Source organism: Allobosea sp., from assembly GCF_030695125.1.
GTDB lineage: Bacteria > Pseudomonadota > Alphaproteobacteria > Rhizobiales > Beijerinckiaceae > Allobosea.
On sequence record NZ_JAUYTP010000016.1, the window covers coordinates 303912 to 319733 of the forward strand.

Annotated in this window: 14 protein-coding genes; 7 read left to right on the forward strand and 7 right to left on the reverse strand. The window is 67.5% G+C overall.

All coding sequences use genetic code 11. The features are described from left to right. Window positions 1-13 precede the first annotated feature (13 nt). Entirely contained in the window at window positions 14-529 is a 516-nt protein-coding gene (locus Q8S38_RS04720; RefSeq protein WP_305679262.1) for a YHS domain-containing (seleno)protein, read from the forward strand. Between the two features lie 18 nt (window positions 530-547). Here the strand turns inward: Q8S38_RS04720 and Q8S38_RS04725 are convergent, their stop codons facing one another. After that, complete coding sequence (locus Q8S38_RS04725) at window positions 548-1249, reverse strand: SDR family oxidoreductase (RefSeq protein WP_305679263.1); 702 nt, start codon at window positions 1247-1249, stop codon at window positions 548-550. Between the two features lie 208 nt (window positions 1250-1457). On the opposite strand from Q8S38_RS04725, the gene Q8S38_RS04730 reads away from it, so the two are divergent. The 4 genes from Q8S38_RS04730 (at window position 1458) to Q8S38_RS04745 (ending at window position 5977) form a co-directional block, all read left to right on the forward strand. Continuing rightward, on the forward strand, window positions 1458-2498 hold the full coding sequence (locus tag Q8S38_RS04730; protein ID WP_305679264.1) for an amino acid ABC transporter substrate-binding protein: 1041 nt from the start codon (window positions 1458-1460) through the stop codon (window positions 2496-2498). Between the two features lie 156 nt (window positions 2499-2654). After that, window positions 2655-3854 (forward strand): amino acid ABC transporter permease, encoded by a 1200-nt coding sequence (locus tag Q8S38_RS04735; RefSeq protein WP_305679265.1) that lies wholly within the window; start codon window positions 2655-2657, stop codon window positions 3852-3854. 3 nt (window positions 3855-3857) lie between these two features. Continuing rightward, window positions 3858-5231 carry an amino acid ABC transporter permease gene (locus tag Q8S38_RS04740; protein ID WP_305679266.1) on the forward strand — a complete coding sequence of 458 codons (1374 nt, stop codon included), beginning with the start codon at window positions 3858-3860 and terminating at the stop codon, window positions 5229-5231. Next, on the forward strand, window positions 5228-5977 hold the full coding sequence (locus tag Q8S38_RS04745) for an amino acid ABC transporter ATP-binding protein (protein WP_305679267.1): 750 nt from the start codon (window positions 5228-5230) through the stop codon (window positions 5975-5977). Before Q8S38_RS04740 ends, Q8S38_RS04745 begins: the two co-directional genes overlap by 4 nt. A gap of 188 nt (window positions 5978-6165) precedes the next feature. On the opposite strand, the gene Q8S38_RS04750 is transcribed toward Q8S38_RS04745, so the two are convergent. The 6 genes from Q8S38_RS04750 to Q8S38_RS04775 form a co-directional block, all read right to left on the reverse strand. After that, on the reverse strand, window positions 6166-6501 hold the full coding sequence (locus tag Q8S38_RS04750) for a hypothetical protein (protein ID WP_305679268.1): 336 nt from the start codon (window positions 6499-6501) through the stop codon (window positions 6166-6168). A gap of 197 nt (window positions 6502-6698) precedes the next feature. Then, entirely contained in the window at window positions 6699-7712 is a 1014-nt protein-coding gene (locus Q8S38_RS04755) for a helix-turn-helix domain-containing protein (protein ID WP_305679269.1), read from the reverse strand. A gap of 177 nt (window positions 7713-7889) precedes the next feature. After that, window positions 7890-8018 carry a hypothetical protein gene (locus Q8S38_RS04760; RefSeq protein WP_305679270.1) on the reverse strand — a complete coding sequence of 43 codons (129 nt, stop codon included), beginning with the start codon at window positions 8016-8018 and terminating at the stop codon, window positions 7890-7892. Between the two features lie 157 nt (window positions 8019-8175). Beyond that, window positions 8176-10011 carry an SLC13 family permease gene (locus Q8S38_RS04765; protein WP_305679271.1) on the reverse strand — a complete coding sequence of 612 codons (1836 nt, stop codon included), beginning with the start codon at window positions 10009-10011 and terminating at the stop codon, window positions 8176-8178. Window positions 10012-10061: 50 nt separating this feature from the next. Further along, the gene (locus tag Q8S38_RS04770; RefSeq protein ID WP_305679272.1) at window positions 10062-11273 is read right to left on the reverse strand and encodes a M20/M25/M40 family metallo-hydrolase; all 1212 of its coding nucleotides are present in this window, start codon (window positions 11271-11273) and stop codon (window positions 10062-10064) included. 62 nt (window positions 11274-11335) lie between these two features. Next, entirely contained in the window at window positions 11336-12886 is a 1551-nt protein-coding gene (locus tag Q8S38_RS04775; protein ID WP_305679273.1) for an AbgT family transporter, read from the reverse strand. A gap of 430 nt (window positions 12887-13316) precedes the next feature. Between Q8S38_RS04775 and Q8S38_RS04780 the strand changes: the two genes are divergently transcribed. Both Q8S38_RS04780 and Q8S38_RS04785 read left to right on the forward strand, forming a co-directional pair. Then, a complete protein-coding gene (locus Q8S38_RS04780; protein ID WP_305679274.1) occupies window positions 13317-14483 on the forward strand; it encodes an alpha/beta hydrolase in 1167 nt (388 codons plus the stop codon). 260 nt (window positions 14484-14743) lie between these two features. After that, window positions 14744-15799, forward strand: coding sequence for an AraC family transcriptional regulator (locus Q8S38_RS04785; protein ID WP_305679275.1), 1056 nt, complete (start codon window positions 14744-14746; stop codon window positions 15797-15799). The last annotated feature ends 23 nt before the right edge of the window (window positions 15800-15822 follow it).

Sequence of the window (15822 nt, forward strand, 5' to 3'; positions counted from 1 at the left end):
CGGAGATCTCACCATGCCGAATGAGACGTCCAACGAGGCCTTGGGCCGCCCCGGCGCGCCTGCGCTTACCCGCCGCGGCCTGCTGGTCATCGCCGCCGCCTTCGCCCTGCCGGGCGCGGTGCTGGCTGCGGCCGGCCGCCCCGTCAACACGCTGGGCTCGCCGGCGGGCGTCGCGATCCGCGGCTACGACCCCGTCGCCTATTTCCGCGAGGGCGGCCCGCGCCGTGGCTCGGCCGAGCACGCGGTAATGAATGGCGGCGCGACCTGGCACTTCGCCAGCGCCGCCAACAAGGCCCTCTTCCTGGCCGATCCCGAGCGCTACAAGCCGGCCTATGGCGGCTTTTGCGCCTATGGCACCTCGCGCGGCTATCTCGTCAAGATCGAGCCCGAAGCCTGGTCGATCGTCGAGGGCCGGCTCTACCTGAACTACGATCTCGGCGTGCGGGAGACCTGGTCAGGCGATACCGCCAAATACCTCGCCCGCTCGGAGAAGAACTGGCCGCGGCTGACGGCCCGCGACATCCGTTAGGACCGGCTGACCGGCCCGTCAGATCGACCGGGTGATCCCGCCATCGACGCGGATGTTCTGGCCGGTGATGTAGCCGGCATCGGGCGACAGCAGGAAGGCGATCGTGCCGGCGATCTCGGCGCTCGTGCCATAGCGCCCCATCGGCACGCGCTGGCGGCGTTCGTCGGTCGCCGGCAGGCTGTCGATCCAGCCGGGCTGGACATTGTTCATCCGGATGTTGTCGGGCGCATATTTGTCGACGAAGATCTTGGTGAAGGCGGCGAGACCTGCCCGCGCCACCGCCGAGGTCGGGAACATCGCATCGGGCTCGAAGGCCCAGGCAGTCGAGATGTTGACGATCGCTCCCGCCTTCTGCGCCTGCATGATCGGTGTCACCAGCCGGATCGCCCGCACGGCGCTGAGGAAATAGACGTCGAGCCCGCGCTGCCAGTCCTCGTCGGGAATCTCCAGGATCGGCGCGCGCGGTCCATGGCCGGCGCTGTTGACCAGCGCATCGACGCGGCCCCAGCGTTCCATGGTCAGGTCGACCAAGCGCTTGACGTCGTCGCCCGACAGATTCGAGCCGGTGACGCCGAGCCCGCCCAACTCCCTGGCCAGCGCCTCGCCCTTGCCCGAGGAGGACAGGATCGCGACCTCATAGCCATCCGCGGCAAGACGGCGCGCCGTCGCCGCGCCCATGCCGCTGCCACCGGCCGTGACGACTGCCACTTTTTTTGTCATGTTGATTGGCTCCGTTTTGTCGAACACGCTTGTTCTAAACGGCCGGAAGGCCGGTGCGATAGGGCGGCTCTCGTCCGGCACCGCCCGCCGTCGCCACGAGACGCGCCTGCGCCCGGATCCGAGACAATCCGGCGATTGGCATAGGCCTTGCCTGACCATGCGACCACCCGAACTGGCCTGCACAAATCAAAAAGAGGGGACGAGACCGATGAAGAAGCCAAGTTTGAGGAGCCTGCTTGCCCTTTTGGGCGTTGCAACCGTTACCATAGGGCTCTCCGCGGAAGCCTCAGCGCAGGCCACGCTCGCGCAGATCAAGGCGAGGGGCGCCCTCAACTGTCAGGTCGGCCCCTCCACGCCGGGATTCTATTCGCTGGCCGCCGACGGGACCTGGTCGGGCATGGACGTCGATATCTGCCGCGGACTCGCGGCGGCGATCTTCGACGACCCCAAGAAGGTCCAATACCAGTCGGTGACCTCGGCCGTGCGCTTCACCGCGCTCGCCAACGGCGAATCCGACGTGCTCTCGCGCACGACGACCTGGACGGCGGTGCGCGACACGCAGCTCGGCCTCGAATTCGCGGGCGTCAATTTCTACGACGGCCAGGGCTTCATGGTGCCCAAGGCCTCGAACATCAAATCGGCCAAGGAACTCAACGGCGCCACCGTCTGCGTGCTGACCGGCACGACGACCGAACTCAACCTCGCCGACTATTTCCGCGCCAACAACATGACCTTCAAGCCGGTCACCAACGAGAACATCAACGTCCTCGTCGAGACCTATCTGTCGGGCGGCTGCGACGCCTACACCAACGACAAATCGAGCCTCGCCTCGCGCCGGTCGTCGCTGGCCAAGCCCGATGACCACATGCTCCTGCCCGAGACCATCTCGAAGGAGCCGCTCGGCCCCGTCGTGCGCCATGGCGACGCCAACTGGGGCGACATCGTGCGCTGGACGCTGTTTGGCATGATCGAGGCCGAGGAACTCGGCGTCACCTCCGCCAACGTCGCCGAAATGACGAAGTCGGCCAATCCCAACATCCGCCGCCTGCTCGGCGTCGAGGGCAATATCGGCGAGGGCATGGGCCTGCCCAAGGATTTCATGGTCCGTGTGCTCAGGCATGTCGGCAATTACGCCGAGAGTTACGAGCGCAGCGTCGGCGTCAAGACGCCGGTCAACATTCCCCGCGACGGTTCGCTGAACGCGCTCTGGAGCAAGGGCGGCATCCTCTACCCGATGCCGTTCCGGTGATCCCGGCGTTCGCCCGGTCGCGCTGGTCCTGACGGCCACTCCCGTTCCCGCGCCGCGGGAACGGGAGTGGCTTCCGGTCATTTCGCCACCGCCATCGTCACGGCTGCCAGCGACGGCCCGTCAGCGGCCGCATGAGCCCAACGGCGCGAGGTCCCCATGGCCCTTCTCGACAGTCCGGCCCCGCCAGGCGCAGGCGCGCGTCTGATCGCCCTGTTCAACAACGCCACGGTCCGCTCGGTCGTCTATCAGGCGGTGACGCTCGCTGCCGTCGTGCTGCTGTTCTGGTACCTCGTCAGCAACACGATCGAGAACATGTCGCAGCGCGACATGTCGGCGGGGTTCGATTTTCTCGGCGTCTCCGCGGGGTTCGGCATCGGCTTCACCCTGATCCCCTATCGCGAGGGCGACACCTATCTGCGCGTCTTCATGGTCGGCATCGCCAACACCATGCTGGTCGCGGTCGTCGCGATCGTGCTGTCGACGATCCTGGGCCTGTTTGTCGGGCTGGCGCGGCTGTCGAACAACTGGGTCATCCGCAACGTGGCGCGCTGGTACATCGAGGTGCTGCGCAACACACCGCTGCTCCTCCAGATCATCGCCTGGTATTTCGGCGTCTTCACGCTTCTGCCGCGGCCGCGCGACAGCGCCGGCTGGCTCGATGCGTTCTTTCTCAACAACCGCGGGCTCTACATGCCCGCGCCCGTGATCGCCGACGGCTTCGGTGTCGTGCTGGCGGCGCTGGGGCTGGGCCTCGTCGGTGCGGTGGTCTGGGCCCGCTTCGTCCGCCGGGAACGCGAAAACACCGGCCGCATCCGGCCGGTCCTGCTGCCGGTCCTGGCTCTGCTGATCGGGCCGCCGCTGCTGGCGACCCTCGTGGCGGGCGCACCGGTGTCATGGGACATGCCGCAACTGCGCGGCTTCAATTTCGTCGGCGGCATCAACATCCCGCCCTCCTTCTGCGCGCTGATCATCGCGCTCTCGATCTACACCTCCTGCTTCATCGGCGAGAACGTGCGCTCCGGCATCCAGTCGGTCAGCCATGGCCAGACCGAAGCGGCGCGAGCGCTGGGCGTGCCGCCCGGCCGGACGATGCGCTCGATCATCCTGCCGCAGGCGCTGCGGGTGATCATTCCGCCGCTGATCAGCCAGTATCTCAACGTCACCAAGAACTCGTCCCTGGCGATCGCGATCGGTTTCCCCGATCTCGTCAGCGTGTTCATGAACACCTCGCTCAACCAGTCCGGCCGGGCCATTCCGATCGTGGCCATGACGATGGGGTTCTACTGCCTGGTCAGCCTGGCGGTGTCGCTGGCGATGAACCGCTACAACCGCTCCATCCTGATCAGGGAGCGCTGAGCGATGAGCGAGGTCGTCAGCCGCGACACCCCCCTGGCCGGCCAGCCGCCCGCCGAGATCTTCCGGCCCAGGCCGCCGCGCGCCGCACCCGCCAGCACGCTCGGCGTGCAGGGCTGGGTCCGCCAGAACATGTTCTCCAGCATTCCCAACGCGCTGGTCACCGTGCTGGGCATCTGGATCGTCTACGCCTTCTTCGACACGATCCTGACCTGGGCGGTCGGCAATGCCGTCTGGGAGGCCGCCAACCGGCGCGAATGCCTCGACAAGGTCGGCCGCTCTGGCGCCTGCTGGCCGGGCGTCATCGCCTGGATCCCCAACCTCATCTACGGGCTCTACCCGAAGGACCAGGTCTGGCGGATCAATCTCGCCGGGCTGGTCCTCGTGCTCTGGGCCCTTCCGCTCTGGCTGCCCCGCGTCCAGTCCAAGGCCCTGATCGGCCTGTCGCTGGTGCTGCTGTTTCCGCTGCTGGTGTCGTATTTTTTTCTTGGCGGGGAGAAGGGCGTGATCTGGAGCGCGCTGATCGCGCTCGGGCTCGCCGGTTTTCTCTGGGCGCTGCTGACGGCGGCGACCGAAACCGTCAGCGGGCTGAGTTTCAGCCGCTTCGCGGTGGCCGCTCTCGGCGCCGGCGGTGGCAGCGACGCGGCGCGGCGCAACGGGCAGCTCGCGGCGCTCCTGGCGCTCTATGTCGTCGCGTTCATCGCCGTGCAGGCGCTGTCGCTCTCCTTCGTTCCGACCCGGGTCTGGGGCGGTCTGTTCCTGACCCTGGTGATCTCGGGCATCGGCATCGCCTTCTCGCTGCCGGCCGGCATCGTGCTGGCGCTGGGGCGGCGCTCGCGCATGCCGCTGATCAGCCTGCTCTGCACCGTCTTCATCGAGTTGTTCCGCTCGGTGCCGCTGATCACCATCCTGTTCATGTTCAACACCATGCTGCCGCTGTTTTTGCCCGTCGGCGTCGAGGTCAACCAGCTGCTGCGGGCGATCGTCGCCGTCTGCCTGTTCGCTTCGGCCTATATGGCGGAGGTCATCCGCGGCGGCCTGCAGGCCATTCCCCGCGGCCAGTATGAGGCGGCCTCCGCCATGGGCCTCGGCTTCTGGCAGGCGACGGGCCTGGTGATCATGCCGCAGGCGCTGAAGATCATGATCCCGACGATCGTCGGCAACTTCATCGGCCTGTTCAAGGACACGACGCTGGTCTCGATCATCGGCCTGTTCGATCTGCTGAGCATGTCGCGCGCCGTCGCCGAGGATACGCGCTGGCTCGGGCTCTTCCTTGAGCCGTTCTTCTTCATCACGATGATCTACTTCGTGGTCTGTTTCACCATGTCGCAATACAGCCTCAACCTCGAGCAGCGCCTCTCGGCGGGAGAGCGCCGATGACCGATGCGGTTTCGGGCGAGCTTCCGGTCGAGCTCGTCGGCGTGAACAAATGGTTCGGCGCCTTCCATGCGCTCAAGGACATCGACCTGCGGGTGCGCGAGGGCGAGCGCATCGTCGTCTGCGGCCCCTCGGGCTCGGGCAAGTCGACGATGATCCGCTGCATCAACCAGCTGGAGCGGCATCAGGAGGGCACGATCCGCATCCATGGCCGCGCCTATGGCCGGGACCTGCGCGAGAACGACGCCATCCGCCGCGAGATCGGCATGGTCTTCCAGTCGGTCAACCTGTTCCCGCATCTGACCGTGCTGGAGAACTGCACCTTCGCGCTGACATGGGTGCGACAGATGCCCAAGCAGGAGGCCGAGGATCTCGCCATGGAGTTCCTGGCCCGCGTCCGCATCCCCGAGCAGGCCCGCAAATATCCGCTCCAGCTCTCCGGCGGGCAGCAGCAGCGCGTCGCCATCGCGCGCGCCCTCTGCGTCCGGCCGAAAATCATGCTGTTCGACGAGCCGACCTCATCGCTCGATCCCGAGATGATCAACGAGGTCCTCGACACGATGGTCGAGCTCGCCGAGAGCGGCATCACGATGCTCGTCGTCACCCATGAGATGGGCTTCGCCCGCAAGGTCGCCGACCGGGTGATCTTCATGGACCAGGGCGAGATCGTCGAGGAGGCGCCGCCCGAGATCTTCTTCGCCAGCCCGCGCTTTGACCGGACGCGGTTGTTCCTGAGTCAGGTTCTCTGAATCCAGCTCTCAGATTCCCCGGGGGCGCCCGGAACGGCGCGCGGTCTGACCCCGAGAAAGCCCTGCCCCGCGCAAGGGCCAGGCCAAAAGAAATCCCCGCCGATGCGCGTCAGGCGCTGCGGCGGGGAGGAGGACATCCCGTTGTTCCCCGTCGCGACGGGGAAGCGGTCAAAAGCAATCAGAAGCGATCAGAAACGGTCGTAACGGCGATAGCCGGGCCGCGGGCCGTAACCGGGGCGGGGGCCGTAGCCGGGACGCGGGCCATAGCCCGGGCCGCGCCCATAGACTGGACCGCGCCCGTAACCGTTGCGTCCGTAGCGCTGCTGGCGCGTGGTTTCCTGCATCATGTACAGCCGGCGCTGCTTGGCTGCGGTCATCGTGAAGGCGACGTCCTGCTCGTCGAGCTGAAGCGCGGTCGCGGCCGGCAGCGCCTCGGGAGAAGCGGCGGCGGCGGGCGTGGCCAGACCGATGCCTGCGAGAGCAGCAAGGCCGACGATGCGGGCAAGGAACGACGACCTGTTCATGGCAAATCCTTTTTGCGCCGCATGACGCGGCTCGAGATCAACGTCGGGTTTCGCGAATCGTTCCCGACTCCTCGGAAAATCGGGCCAGCCACCCTTCTCTGCAACCGTTTTGCGCTCATCAGCGCAGCGGTGGTCGCGAATCTCGGCTGTTGCGCTGCCATCGCCGCCGACAGTTTGGGCTGAGGCGTCGAGCCGCGTCAGAATTGCAGCAGGCACTCGCGCAGGGTGCGGGGTTGTTCCGCGCCGGGCTCGCGCCGCTTGACGCGCAGCAGCAGGCCGGCAGCCGCCGCCGCGCGCACATCGCGCGGGTTCAGGCCGAATTCCTGCTTGAAGGCGCGGCTGAAGCTGGAGGCGTCCTCGAAGCACAGCGCATCGGCGATGGCATTGATGCTGGCGCCATTGGCCGTGTCGGACAGGTCGGCATAGCCGCGCAGCAGGCGCCGGTGCCGGATATAGCGGGCCACCCCGCCATCGTCCTGGAACAGCCGGTAGAGCTGCGTGCGCGACATGCCGACTTCGCGGCACAGCAGCGTCGCGTCGAGGGCGGCATTGCGCAGGTTCAGATCGATGAACTGCCGGACCTTCTCGCGTCGCGTCAGGTTGATCTGGCTCGAGGCGAGGTCGAGGCGGTCGGCGGAGGGGCCGGTGCAGGCCAGCACCATGGCGCGCAGGGCGTTCGTCAGCCGCGGCATGTCGGCGGCGTCGAGTTCCCCGAAGCTGCGTTGCAGCAACCCGATATAGTCGCCCAGCAGCCGGCCGAGCGGCGTGTCCAGCGCCTGCGCCTGCGCCGCGTCCAGCAGCGGCGCCAGCTCGCGGAAGCTGTCGCGCGGCAGATAGAGCTGCAGCCGCTCGTCGCTGGAGCGCTGGCTGACGAGTTCGCGGCCGAGCGACGCCACATAGGGCACTGAGCCCGGCACATCGAGGGTGAGCCCGGCCCCGCCCGAGCCGATCGTCCGGCGTTGGCCCAGCGTGATCACCCAATGGTCGATCGGGTTCGAGCGCAGCAAGGCGGTGTCGCGCACCGCCGTCAGCGCCGGTGCCTTGACCTTGCTCAGCCCGAATTCATCGAGCGTCCAGACGATGCTGCTGGCTTCGAAGCCGACCTCGCTCTCGTTCAGCGCGATGCTGAAGACGCCGTCGAACCAGCCCTGCCACGCATCGAACTGCTCCCGGATGGGCAGGTCGGTCGTGGTGAAGCGGACTGGAATCATGAGGCCCCCCGGCATATCGAATGCCGAAGGGTAACACGGCGGCCGCAGAAGTGACATGCGCGGCATCGTGCCGCGAACGCAGGGGTCGTGCGGCCCGAAATCTCGGCGACATCTACGGCAACGGGCGCCTGCGCGCAGGCGGGAGGCCCTGTGTTGCGAGCGCGGCCCGGTGGCCGATCACCAGCGGCGGCAGACCTGGACCCGGCGTGTCTGCCAGCGACCGCGCGAGTCGCGGAAACGGCGCGTCTCCCACCAGCAGCGACGGCGATGCCAGTTGGCCTGCTCGACGCCGCTTTCCGTGGTCACGCCTGGCATCGAGGCCACGGGCGCAGCGACGGCATCACCCGCCGACAGACACCCCAAGCCCAGCCCCGCGGCGAGAAGCCATGTGGTGAGAAGCCCTGCACGAACCCACATTGTCGTGTCCTTTCCCAAAAAACAGGGCGGGTCGACGATCGCCCTGTCAGAAGCGCCAGATCAGCGGCACGATGAAAACGGAGACGATGAAGAACCAGATCAGCAGGGGCAGGCCGAGCTTCCAGTAATCGCTGAACGCGTAGCCGCCCGGCCCCATCACCATCAGGTTGGTCGGGGTCGCGATCGGGGTCAGGAAGGCCCCGGCCGCCGCGACCGCCGTGCTCATCAGCACGGGCTTGGGCGAGATGCCCATGCTGGCGGCCGCGGCGACGCCGATCGGGATCACGATCAGCGCGGTCGCGGTGTTGCTGATCAGCTGCCCCATCACCGCCGTCAGGATGAACAGGCCCGCCAGCAGCGCCATCGGCCCCGCATCGCCGACCATCAGCACGAGCCGCTCGGCCAGGAGCTTGGCGGCGCCGGTCTCGACCATGGCCGTCGAGAGCGGCATCATCGCACCCACGAGAATGACCGTGGTCCAGCTGATCGCACGGTAGGACTGCTCCACGCTCATGATGCCGCTGAGGATGATTGCGCCAGCGGCAAGCAGGCCCGCCACTGCGGGCGGCACGATGCCGGTGGCCAGCAGCAGGACCATGCCGAACAGGATGATCACCGCCTGCTTGGCGCCGGGGCCCATCGGCACCGCCTGGCGACGGACGAGTTCAGGTGAACTGACGACCAGCACGTCGGGATCGTCGAGATGGGTGTCCAGCGCCTTCCAGGTGCCCTGCAGCAGCATGGTGTCGCCGGCCTCCAGCACGATGCCGCCGGCCTCGCCCGTCGCGCTGGCGGCGATCTCGTTGCCGGAGCGCTGCACGGCGAGGATGATCAGGTCGCCGCTCTCGGTCACCATGCCCGGAAAGACGCTCTCGCCGATCAGGCCCGAGCGCGGCGGGATGACCACCTCGGCGAGCCCGGAGCGCTTGTTGAACAGCGTCTCCTCGCCGGCGCCGGTCGTGGCGCTTTCGTCGCGGAAGGCGAGGTGGAGCGTCGCGGCGAAGGTCGCGGCCGCTTCGGCATCGCCTCGCAGGAGGAGATGGTCGCCCTCCGCGATCGCCTGGCGACGCAGCGGGCTTGCGCTCTCGCCCTCCTGGATCGCGACGAGCTGGAGGCCGGGATAGGCGGACAGATCGATCGCCGCTGCCGGCTGCCCGACATAGGGGCAGGTCGCGCGCACGCGCAGCTGATAGATGCCGCTGGCGAGCCCATACTGCTCGACCAGCGTCTTGGCATGGCGGCTGAAATCGGCCGGCATCGTCGCGCCGTTGCGCTCCGGCAGCAGCTTCTGGCCGAACAGGATCATGATCGCCATGGAGCCGGCGAGCAGCGGAATGCCGACCAGCGCGAATTCGAAAAAGCCGAAGCCGCCGACGCCCGCATCGGACGCCGCTTCCGAGACGAGCACGTTCACGGGCGTGCCGGTCAGCGCCAGCATCGAGCCGGCATGGGCGGCGAAGACCAGCGGCATCAGCAATTGCGAGGAGTTGCGCTTCAGCCGGACCGCGATGACCACGACGACCGGCAGCAGGGCCGCCACCGCGCCGTTGACGCTGATCAGCGCCGTCAGCAGCGCCACGAGGCCCATGGTGAGCAGGAGGAGGCGCGTGCGGCTGTCCTCGCCCGCTCCCTTGATCAGGAGCTGGCCGGCCCAGGCGGTGACGCCGGTGACCTCCAGCCCCGAAGAGACGACGAACAGCGCGGCGATGAAGATCACGGCCGGGTCGCCGAGCCCGCCCAGCGCCTGAGGCAGGGTCAGGACGCCGGTCGCCCACAGCGACAGCGCCGTTCCCATCGCCACCAGCACGACCGGCACCCTGTTCGTGACGAACAGGACGACGGCCGCGGCGATGATCAGGGCGGTATAGGCAATGGGGCTCACGCGTCAGCTCCTCGTTGGGCCTTCGACCGGGCGACCGCCCGAGCGGTCCTTCAGTCTTCGAGCGTCGCCATCAGGATGCCGAGCCGGCAGCCCTTCTCGTATTCGTCGAGCTTCACGAACTCCTTGATCGTGTGGATCTCGGCCTGGCCGGCGCCGATGGTGATCGTCGGGACGCCCGCCTTGTCGAGCCAATTGGCGTCGAGGCCGCCATTGGAGAAGATGTAGGTCGGCTCCATACCGAGCATCCCGAGCGCCCTGGTGGCGCGCTTCACCACCGGACTGTCCTGGCCCAGTTTGAAGGGCGGGTAGGCCGCCGCACGCTTGAAGACGACTTCGGCGGTCGCGCCTTCATGGTCGGTGACGGCGGCCTTGGCCTTGGCGAAGGCCGCCTCGAACCCGTCGACGATCTGGGTGGCGAAGCTCAGCTCGGGGCTGCGCGCCTCGCCCTTGAGGAAGGCATAGTCGGTGACGACGTTCGTGGCATCGCCGGCCGGCTTGCCGTCCCGGCCGCCGAAGATGCCGATATTGCTGCTGCCGAAGGCCTCGCCCTTGACCACCTTGCCGAACCAGCCGGCGGCGCGGGCTTCCGTCAGGCCGATGGCGCCGACCATCGTCGCCGAGATGCCCTTGTCGGGCGCGACGCCGGCATGGGAGGCGCGGCCGGTGATCTCGACCTCCCAGTTCTCCTGGCCGACCGCGCCTATGATCAGCTCCGAGGCCAACTGCCCGTCGACATTGATGCACATCGCCGGGCTCTTGAGGTCCGCGGGGTTCAGCTCGCGGGCGCCATGCAGGCCGCTTTCCTCGCGCACCGTGAACAGCAGCGTGATCGGCGGATGGGGCAGCTTGTTCTTGATCAGCGTCTCCGCGACCACGACGAGCAGCGCGACGCCGGTGCGGGCGTCGCCGCCGAGTGCCGTCGTACCATCGGAGACGATGCGGTCGCCCTCGCGCCGTGGCTTGGCACCGGCGCAGAGCGGCACGGTGTCGAGATGGGTCGAGAACAGCAGGCGGGGCCCCGGCTTCGTGCCGGGCAGCTCGACGATCAGGTTGCCGGTCTGCGTCGGCAGCGGGATGCGGCTGTTGACGTCGTCGTAGCGGATCGCCGAGGCCGGCACGCCGATCTTGATCAGCGCCGCGCTGACGGCGGCGGCGATCGCAGCCTCCTCGCCCGTCACGCCCTCGACCGAGAGGAAGTTCATCAGATGGTCGATCGCCGCCTCGACATCGAGGGGAATGGTGGCGTTGCTCATGACATCCATCCAAGTTGAGGGCCCGTTGTGACGACCGGGCCTGGCTTGCTTCGAGGGTTCGACACGACGGCTCACAGGCCCCAGGGCAATCCCAGCGTTTTCCAGATCACGAACAGGGCGGTCCACACCAGGAACATGCCGGCCAGATAGGGCAGCATCAGCGCCACCACGGTGCCGACACCGGCGTTGCGGTCGTATTTCTGCATCAGGCCGACCACGAGCGCGAAATAGGCGTTGAGCGGCGTGATCATGTTCATCGGGCTGTCGCCGATGCGGTAGGCCGAGAGCACCGCTTCGGGCTCGACGCCGAGCTTCATCAGCAGCGGCACGAAGACGGGCGCGAAGATCGCCCATTTGGCGATGGCCCCGGTCAGCAGCAGATCGATGATGGCGACGACGACGATGAAGCCGAGCAAGAGCGGAAGCGCGCCGATATTGGCCGACTGCAGCACCCCGGCGAGGCTGAGCGCCATGACCGTGCCCATGTTCGTGTAGGTGAAATAGGCGACGAACTGGCTGAGAATGAAGAACAGGAAGATCGTGCCGCCGAGGCCCTTGATCGATTTCTCGATGGCCGCGATGACCTCCGTCAGCGTGCGCACCGTCCCGGCCCCGATGCCGTAGCACCAGCCGCTGGTCAGGAAAATCAGCATGATCAGGGCGATCAGCCCGTTCATGAACGGTGAATTGCCGATCAGTTCGCCGGTCGTCGGGTTGCGCAGGGGCGCGCCGGCGGGAACGGTCAACAGCAGGAACACCGCGATCAGCCCGAGCAGCCCGAAGCCGGCGAAGCGCAGGCCGCGGGATTCAGCTTCCGACAACAGCGCCGCCTGATCCGTCGTCGTTCCCTCCGCGGCCTTCTTGGGATCGTAAGCTCCAAGTCTCGGGCCGACGACCTTGTCCGTGATGAACGCGATGGTCATCGTCAGAACGACGACCGACGCGAACGAGAACCAGACGTTCGAGGCCAGGCCGATGGTGCGGGCCGGATCGACGAGACGGGCGGCGTCGTTGGTGAACTCGACGAGCACGGCGTCCAGCGGCTTGATCAGCATGTTGACCGTGAACGCGCCGGCCACGCCCGCGAAGCCGAGCGCGAGGCCCGCCATCGGGTTTCGCCCGACGGCCAGATAGGCGATGCCGGCGAGCGGGATCAGCACGAGATAGCCGGCATCGGCCGCGATGCTGGCGGTGATGGCGACGAAAGCCAGGATGTAGGTCAGCGCCGCGGGCGGCGAGATGATCACCAGCTTGCGGATGAGCGCGGTGACCAGGCCGGATTCTTCCGCCACGCCGGCGCCGATCATGGCGGCGATCATCAGGCCCACCGCGGTGAAGGCCATGAAGTTCGGGACCAGCGACGAGTAGATGAACCGGATGCCCTCGGCGTTGAGAAGGCTCCGGATCGCCGTCGAGGCGATCTCGATCTTGTGGGTCTCGGGGTTGATGCGCTCGTAGGACACCTGCGCGCCGAACAGGCTGAACACGGCCGACAGCACGATGACGATGCCGATCAGGATCAGGAAGATCACCACCGGATGCGGCACCATGTTGCCGACCTTCTCGACCCCGTCGAGGAAGCGCTGCATCGTGGTCTTGGGTGCGGTGCTTTCGATCGCCATATCGGCCTACCCCCGGCGCCGGGATCGGCTCCCGGCGAAAACGAACGAACCGCCGGGACGATGACCCTAGCGGAAACCTGCCGCCGAACTTAGTGGGATGCGCCGTCAGGGCATCGGCCCAGAATCCCAAAGCTTGGGCCCGCTGTCCCAAAATGGCGAGAAGCGGGCGAGACTGTGGTCGGTCCACCGCATCGTGACGAAAGCAGGGCGGCGAGGCTTGTCTTCGAACCGTTACGTCGCTTCAATACCGCAGCGTCACAAGCGGATTGCGAGCCCGGCCAGCCTGGCCGGAACCGTCCCGGATGCACGCAACGTGTCCGGCGGGACGTTCCGCCCGGTCGATGAAGAGTTCGGAGTCTTGCCTCATGCCGGAACAGCAACCGACGACGCGACGCTGCGTCCCGGGACAGGCCGGCGACGGGGGGCGGCCATGAGGCCGGCATCGGCACGCATCGCTGTCCGCGGCCGGGGGGCACGCATCGCCGCGATCCTCGCCACCGGCCTGTTGCTGGCGGCCTGCGCCTCCGCACCGCGCGGACTGCTCCAGACCGTCGCTCCCATACCGAACACCGACAAGCTCGACATGCTCACCGCGACGACGCGGGCGGTCTCGGACGAGCCCGGCGTGCTCTATGATGGCGAGCGGGGCATGGGCGTCTCCTTCAGCAACATCGTCGTCTCGATCCCGCGGAACCGGGAGCCCGGCACGATTCAGGTTCCGCGGTCGGTGCCCGGCAATCCGGAGACGGACTTCACGGTCAGCGCGGCGACCTCGCTGCAGAAATCCGATCTGCCGCGCTGGTTCGCCTCGGCCGGCGGTCGCAAGCGCCGCGCCTTCATCTTCGTGCACGGCTTCAACACGCCCTTCGACCGGGCCGTCTTCCGTTTCGCGCAGCTCGCCCACGATTCGGACGCCAATGCTGCGCCGATCCTGTTCTCATGGCCGTCGCGCGGGCGCCTGCTCGACTACCGGCTCGACCTCGACAATGCCTCCTATTCGCGCTCCGATCTCGCCGAGGTCCTGATGATGGCGACGAAAAGCCCGGCTGTCGGCGAGGTCGTCGTCCTGGCCCATTCGATGGGAGCCTGGCTCGCCGTCGAGGCGCTCAAGCAGGTCGCGCTCAAGAGCGGCGGCGTCCCCGCCAAGATCAACAACCTTATCCTGGCGTCGCCGGATCTCGATGTCGGAGTCTTCCGGCGTCAGATTGAGGATATGGGTCCGCGGCGCCCCAACATCACGATCTTCGCCTCGCAGAACGACCGCGCGCTGCAGCTCTCGCAGTTTCTCGCGCGCGGCGCGACCCGGCTGGGAGCGATCGACCTGTCCCGCGAAGACTACCTGACGCAGCTCGGCGACCTCAAGGGCATCACCGTCGTCGACATCAGCGCGATCAAGGCCGGGGACCGGGTCAACCACGACACCTACGCCTCGAGCCCCGAAATCGTCCGGCTGATCGGTAACCGCCTGATCGAGGGACAGGTCATCACCGATTCGGACGTGACGGGCACCGGAACGGCGCTGGAGACGGTCGGCTCCGCCGCCGGCCTGTTGATCACCGCCCCGATCCGCGTCTTCGATGCGGCCACGACACGCTAGGAGATGACGCAGGGTCGATTGCATGTGTCAGGCAATCTTGACAATATTGAGCCAGATCAAGGTCCGGAAGGCAGGCCGGATGACAGTCGAAGCCAGACACTCGGAAAGACACAGCCGACCCGACGATCCGCAACACGGAGGCGACCATGGCAACGTCCGCAAGCGCTCGGCCCCCCTGCGCAGCAGGATCTTTCATCGCATCGGTCGCGGTCCCGCCGGACCATCCCGCCTATCCGCGGGCGACATGGATCGAGAGCTCCTTGGAGCGGGCCGTCCAGCCCGCCAGGACCCGGACGCTCCGTGAGCCAGCCGTCTTCACCCAATGGACCTTCGGTGATCTCACGCTGATCCGCGAAATCCGGCACGCCGGCTCGTCGACGGAAGGGCCGCTGGCCTCGCCATCGACGCGGCGCCAGGGCTGCGTCGCCCTGCTGCGGAGCAAGAGCGGCGGGGCGTGGCCGACCCTGATCGTCTCGCCCCGCGCCGGCGCGGCGCGGGCGGCCCTGGAGCGGTCCTCGCATCGCCTCGGCGAGGATGCCGAGCTGCTGTCGCTGCTCATGCCCCGGGAATGGCTCGAAGGCGCTTTTCCCGGCGCGGCAACGGCCTTGCGGTTCTGCGAAACCGAAACGGGACCCGGTGCGCTGCTGGTGGGCTTTCTGCAGCAACTCGTCGAGCAGTCCTGCCATGTGCAAGGCGAACAGGCGAAACGGCTGGCGATCGCGACGCGGGCCCTGGTCGAGGCGTGCATCATACCGGCCCATGAAGTCTCGGCTCCGGAACGGCCGGTCGAGGACAGGGAGGTCCTGGACCGGCAGGTGCAGGACAAGCCCGGCGGGGGCCATGGCGCGCTGGCCCCGCCTTCGCTCGCCTCGGGCATGGTCGAGCGGGCTCGCCTGATGGTGCAACGGCACATGGCCTCGCCCGATTTCGGGCCGCCGCAGCTCGGGCGCCTGCTCGCGATGTCGCGTTCGAAGCTCTACCGCCTGCTCGACGGCGATGGCGGCGTCGCCCATTTCATCAACCGCGAGCGGCTGAAACAGGCCCGGCGCGATCTCATGGCGCCCGGCGAGCCGCTGTCCGTTCACGCCATCGCCAACGAGGCCGGCTTTCGCGATCACTCGACCTTCAGCCGGGCCTTTCGCCGGGAATATGGCTGCAGCCCGACGGAACTGCGCGAGCGCGAGCAGCTCGCCCGCCAGCATTCGGGCTCTGCCGCTGTCGGCATCCCGCTCGCGCCGTGCCCCGAGCGGGTCCCGTGCATCGCCTGCGAACCCCGGCGGGAGAATGGGATGAACAGACCAGATTTGGGATTCTGAGCTGATCCGGCCCGGAGGCGGTG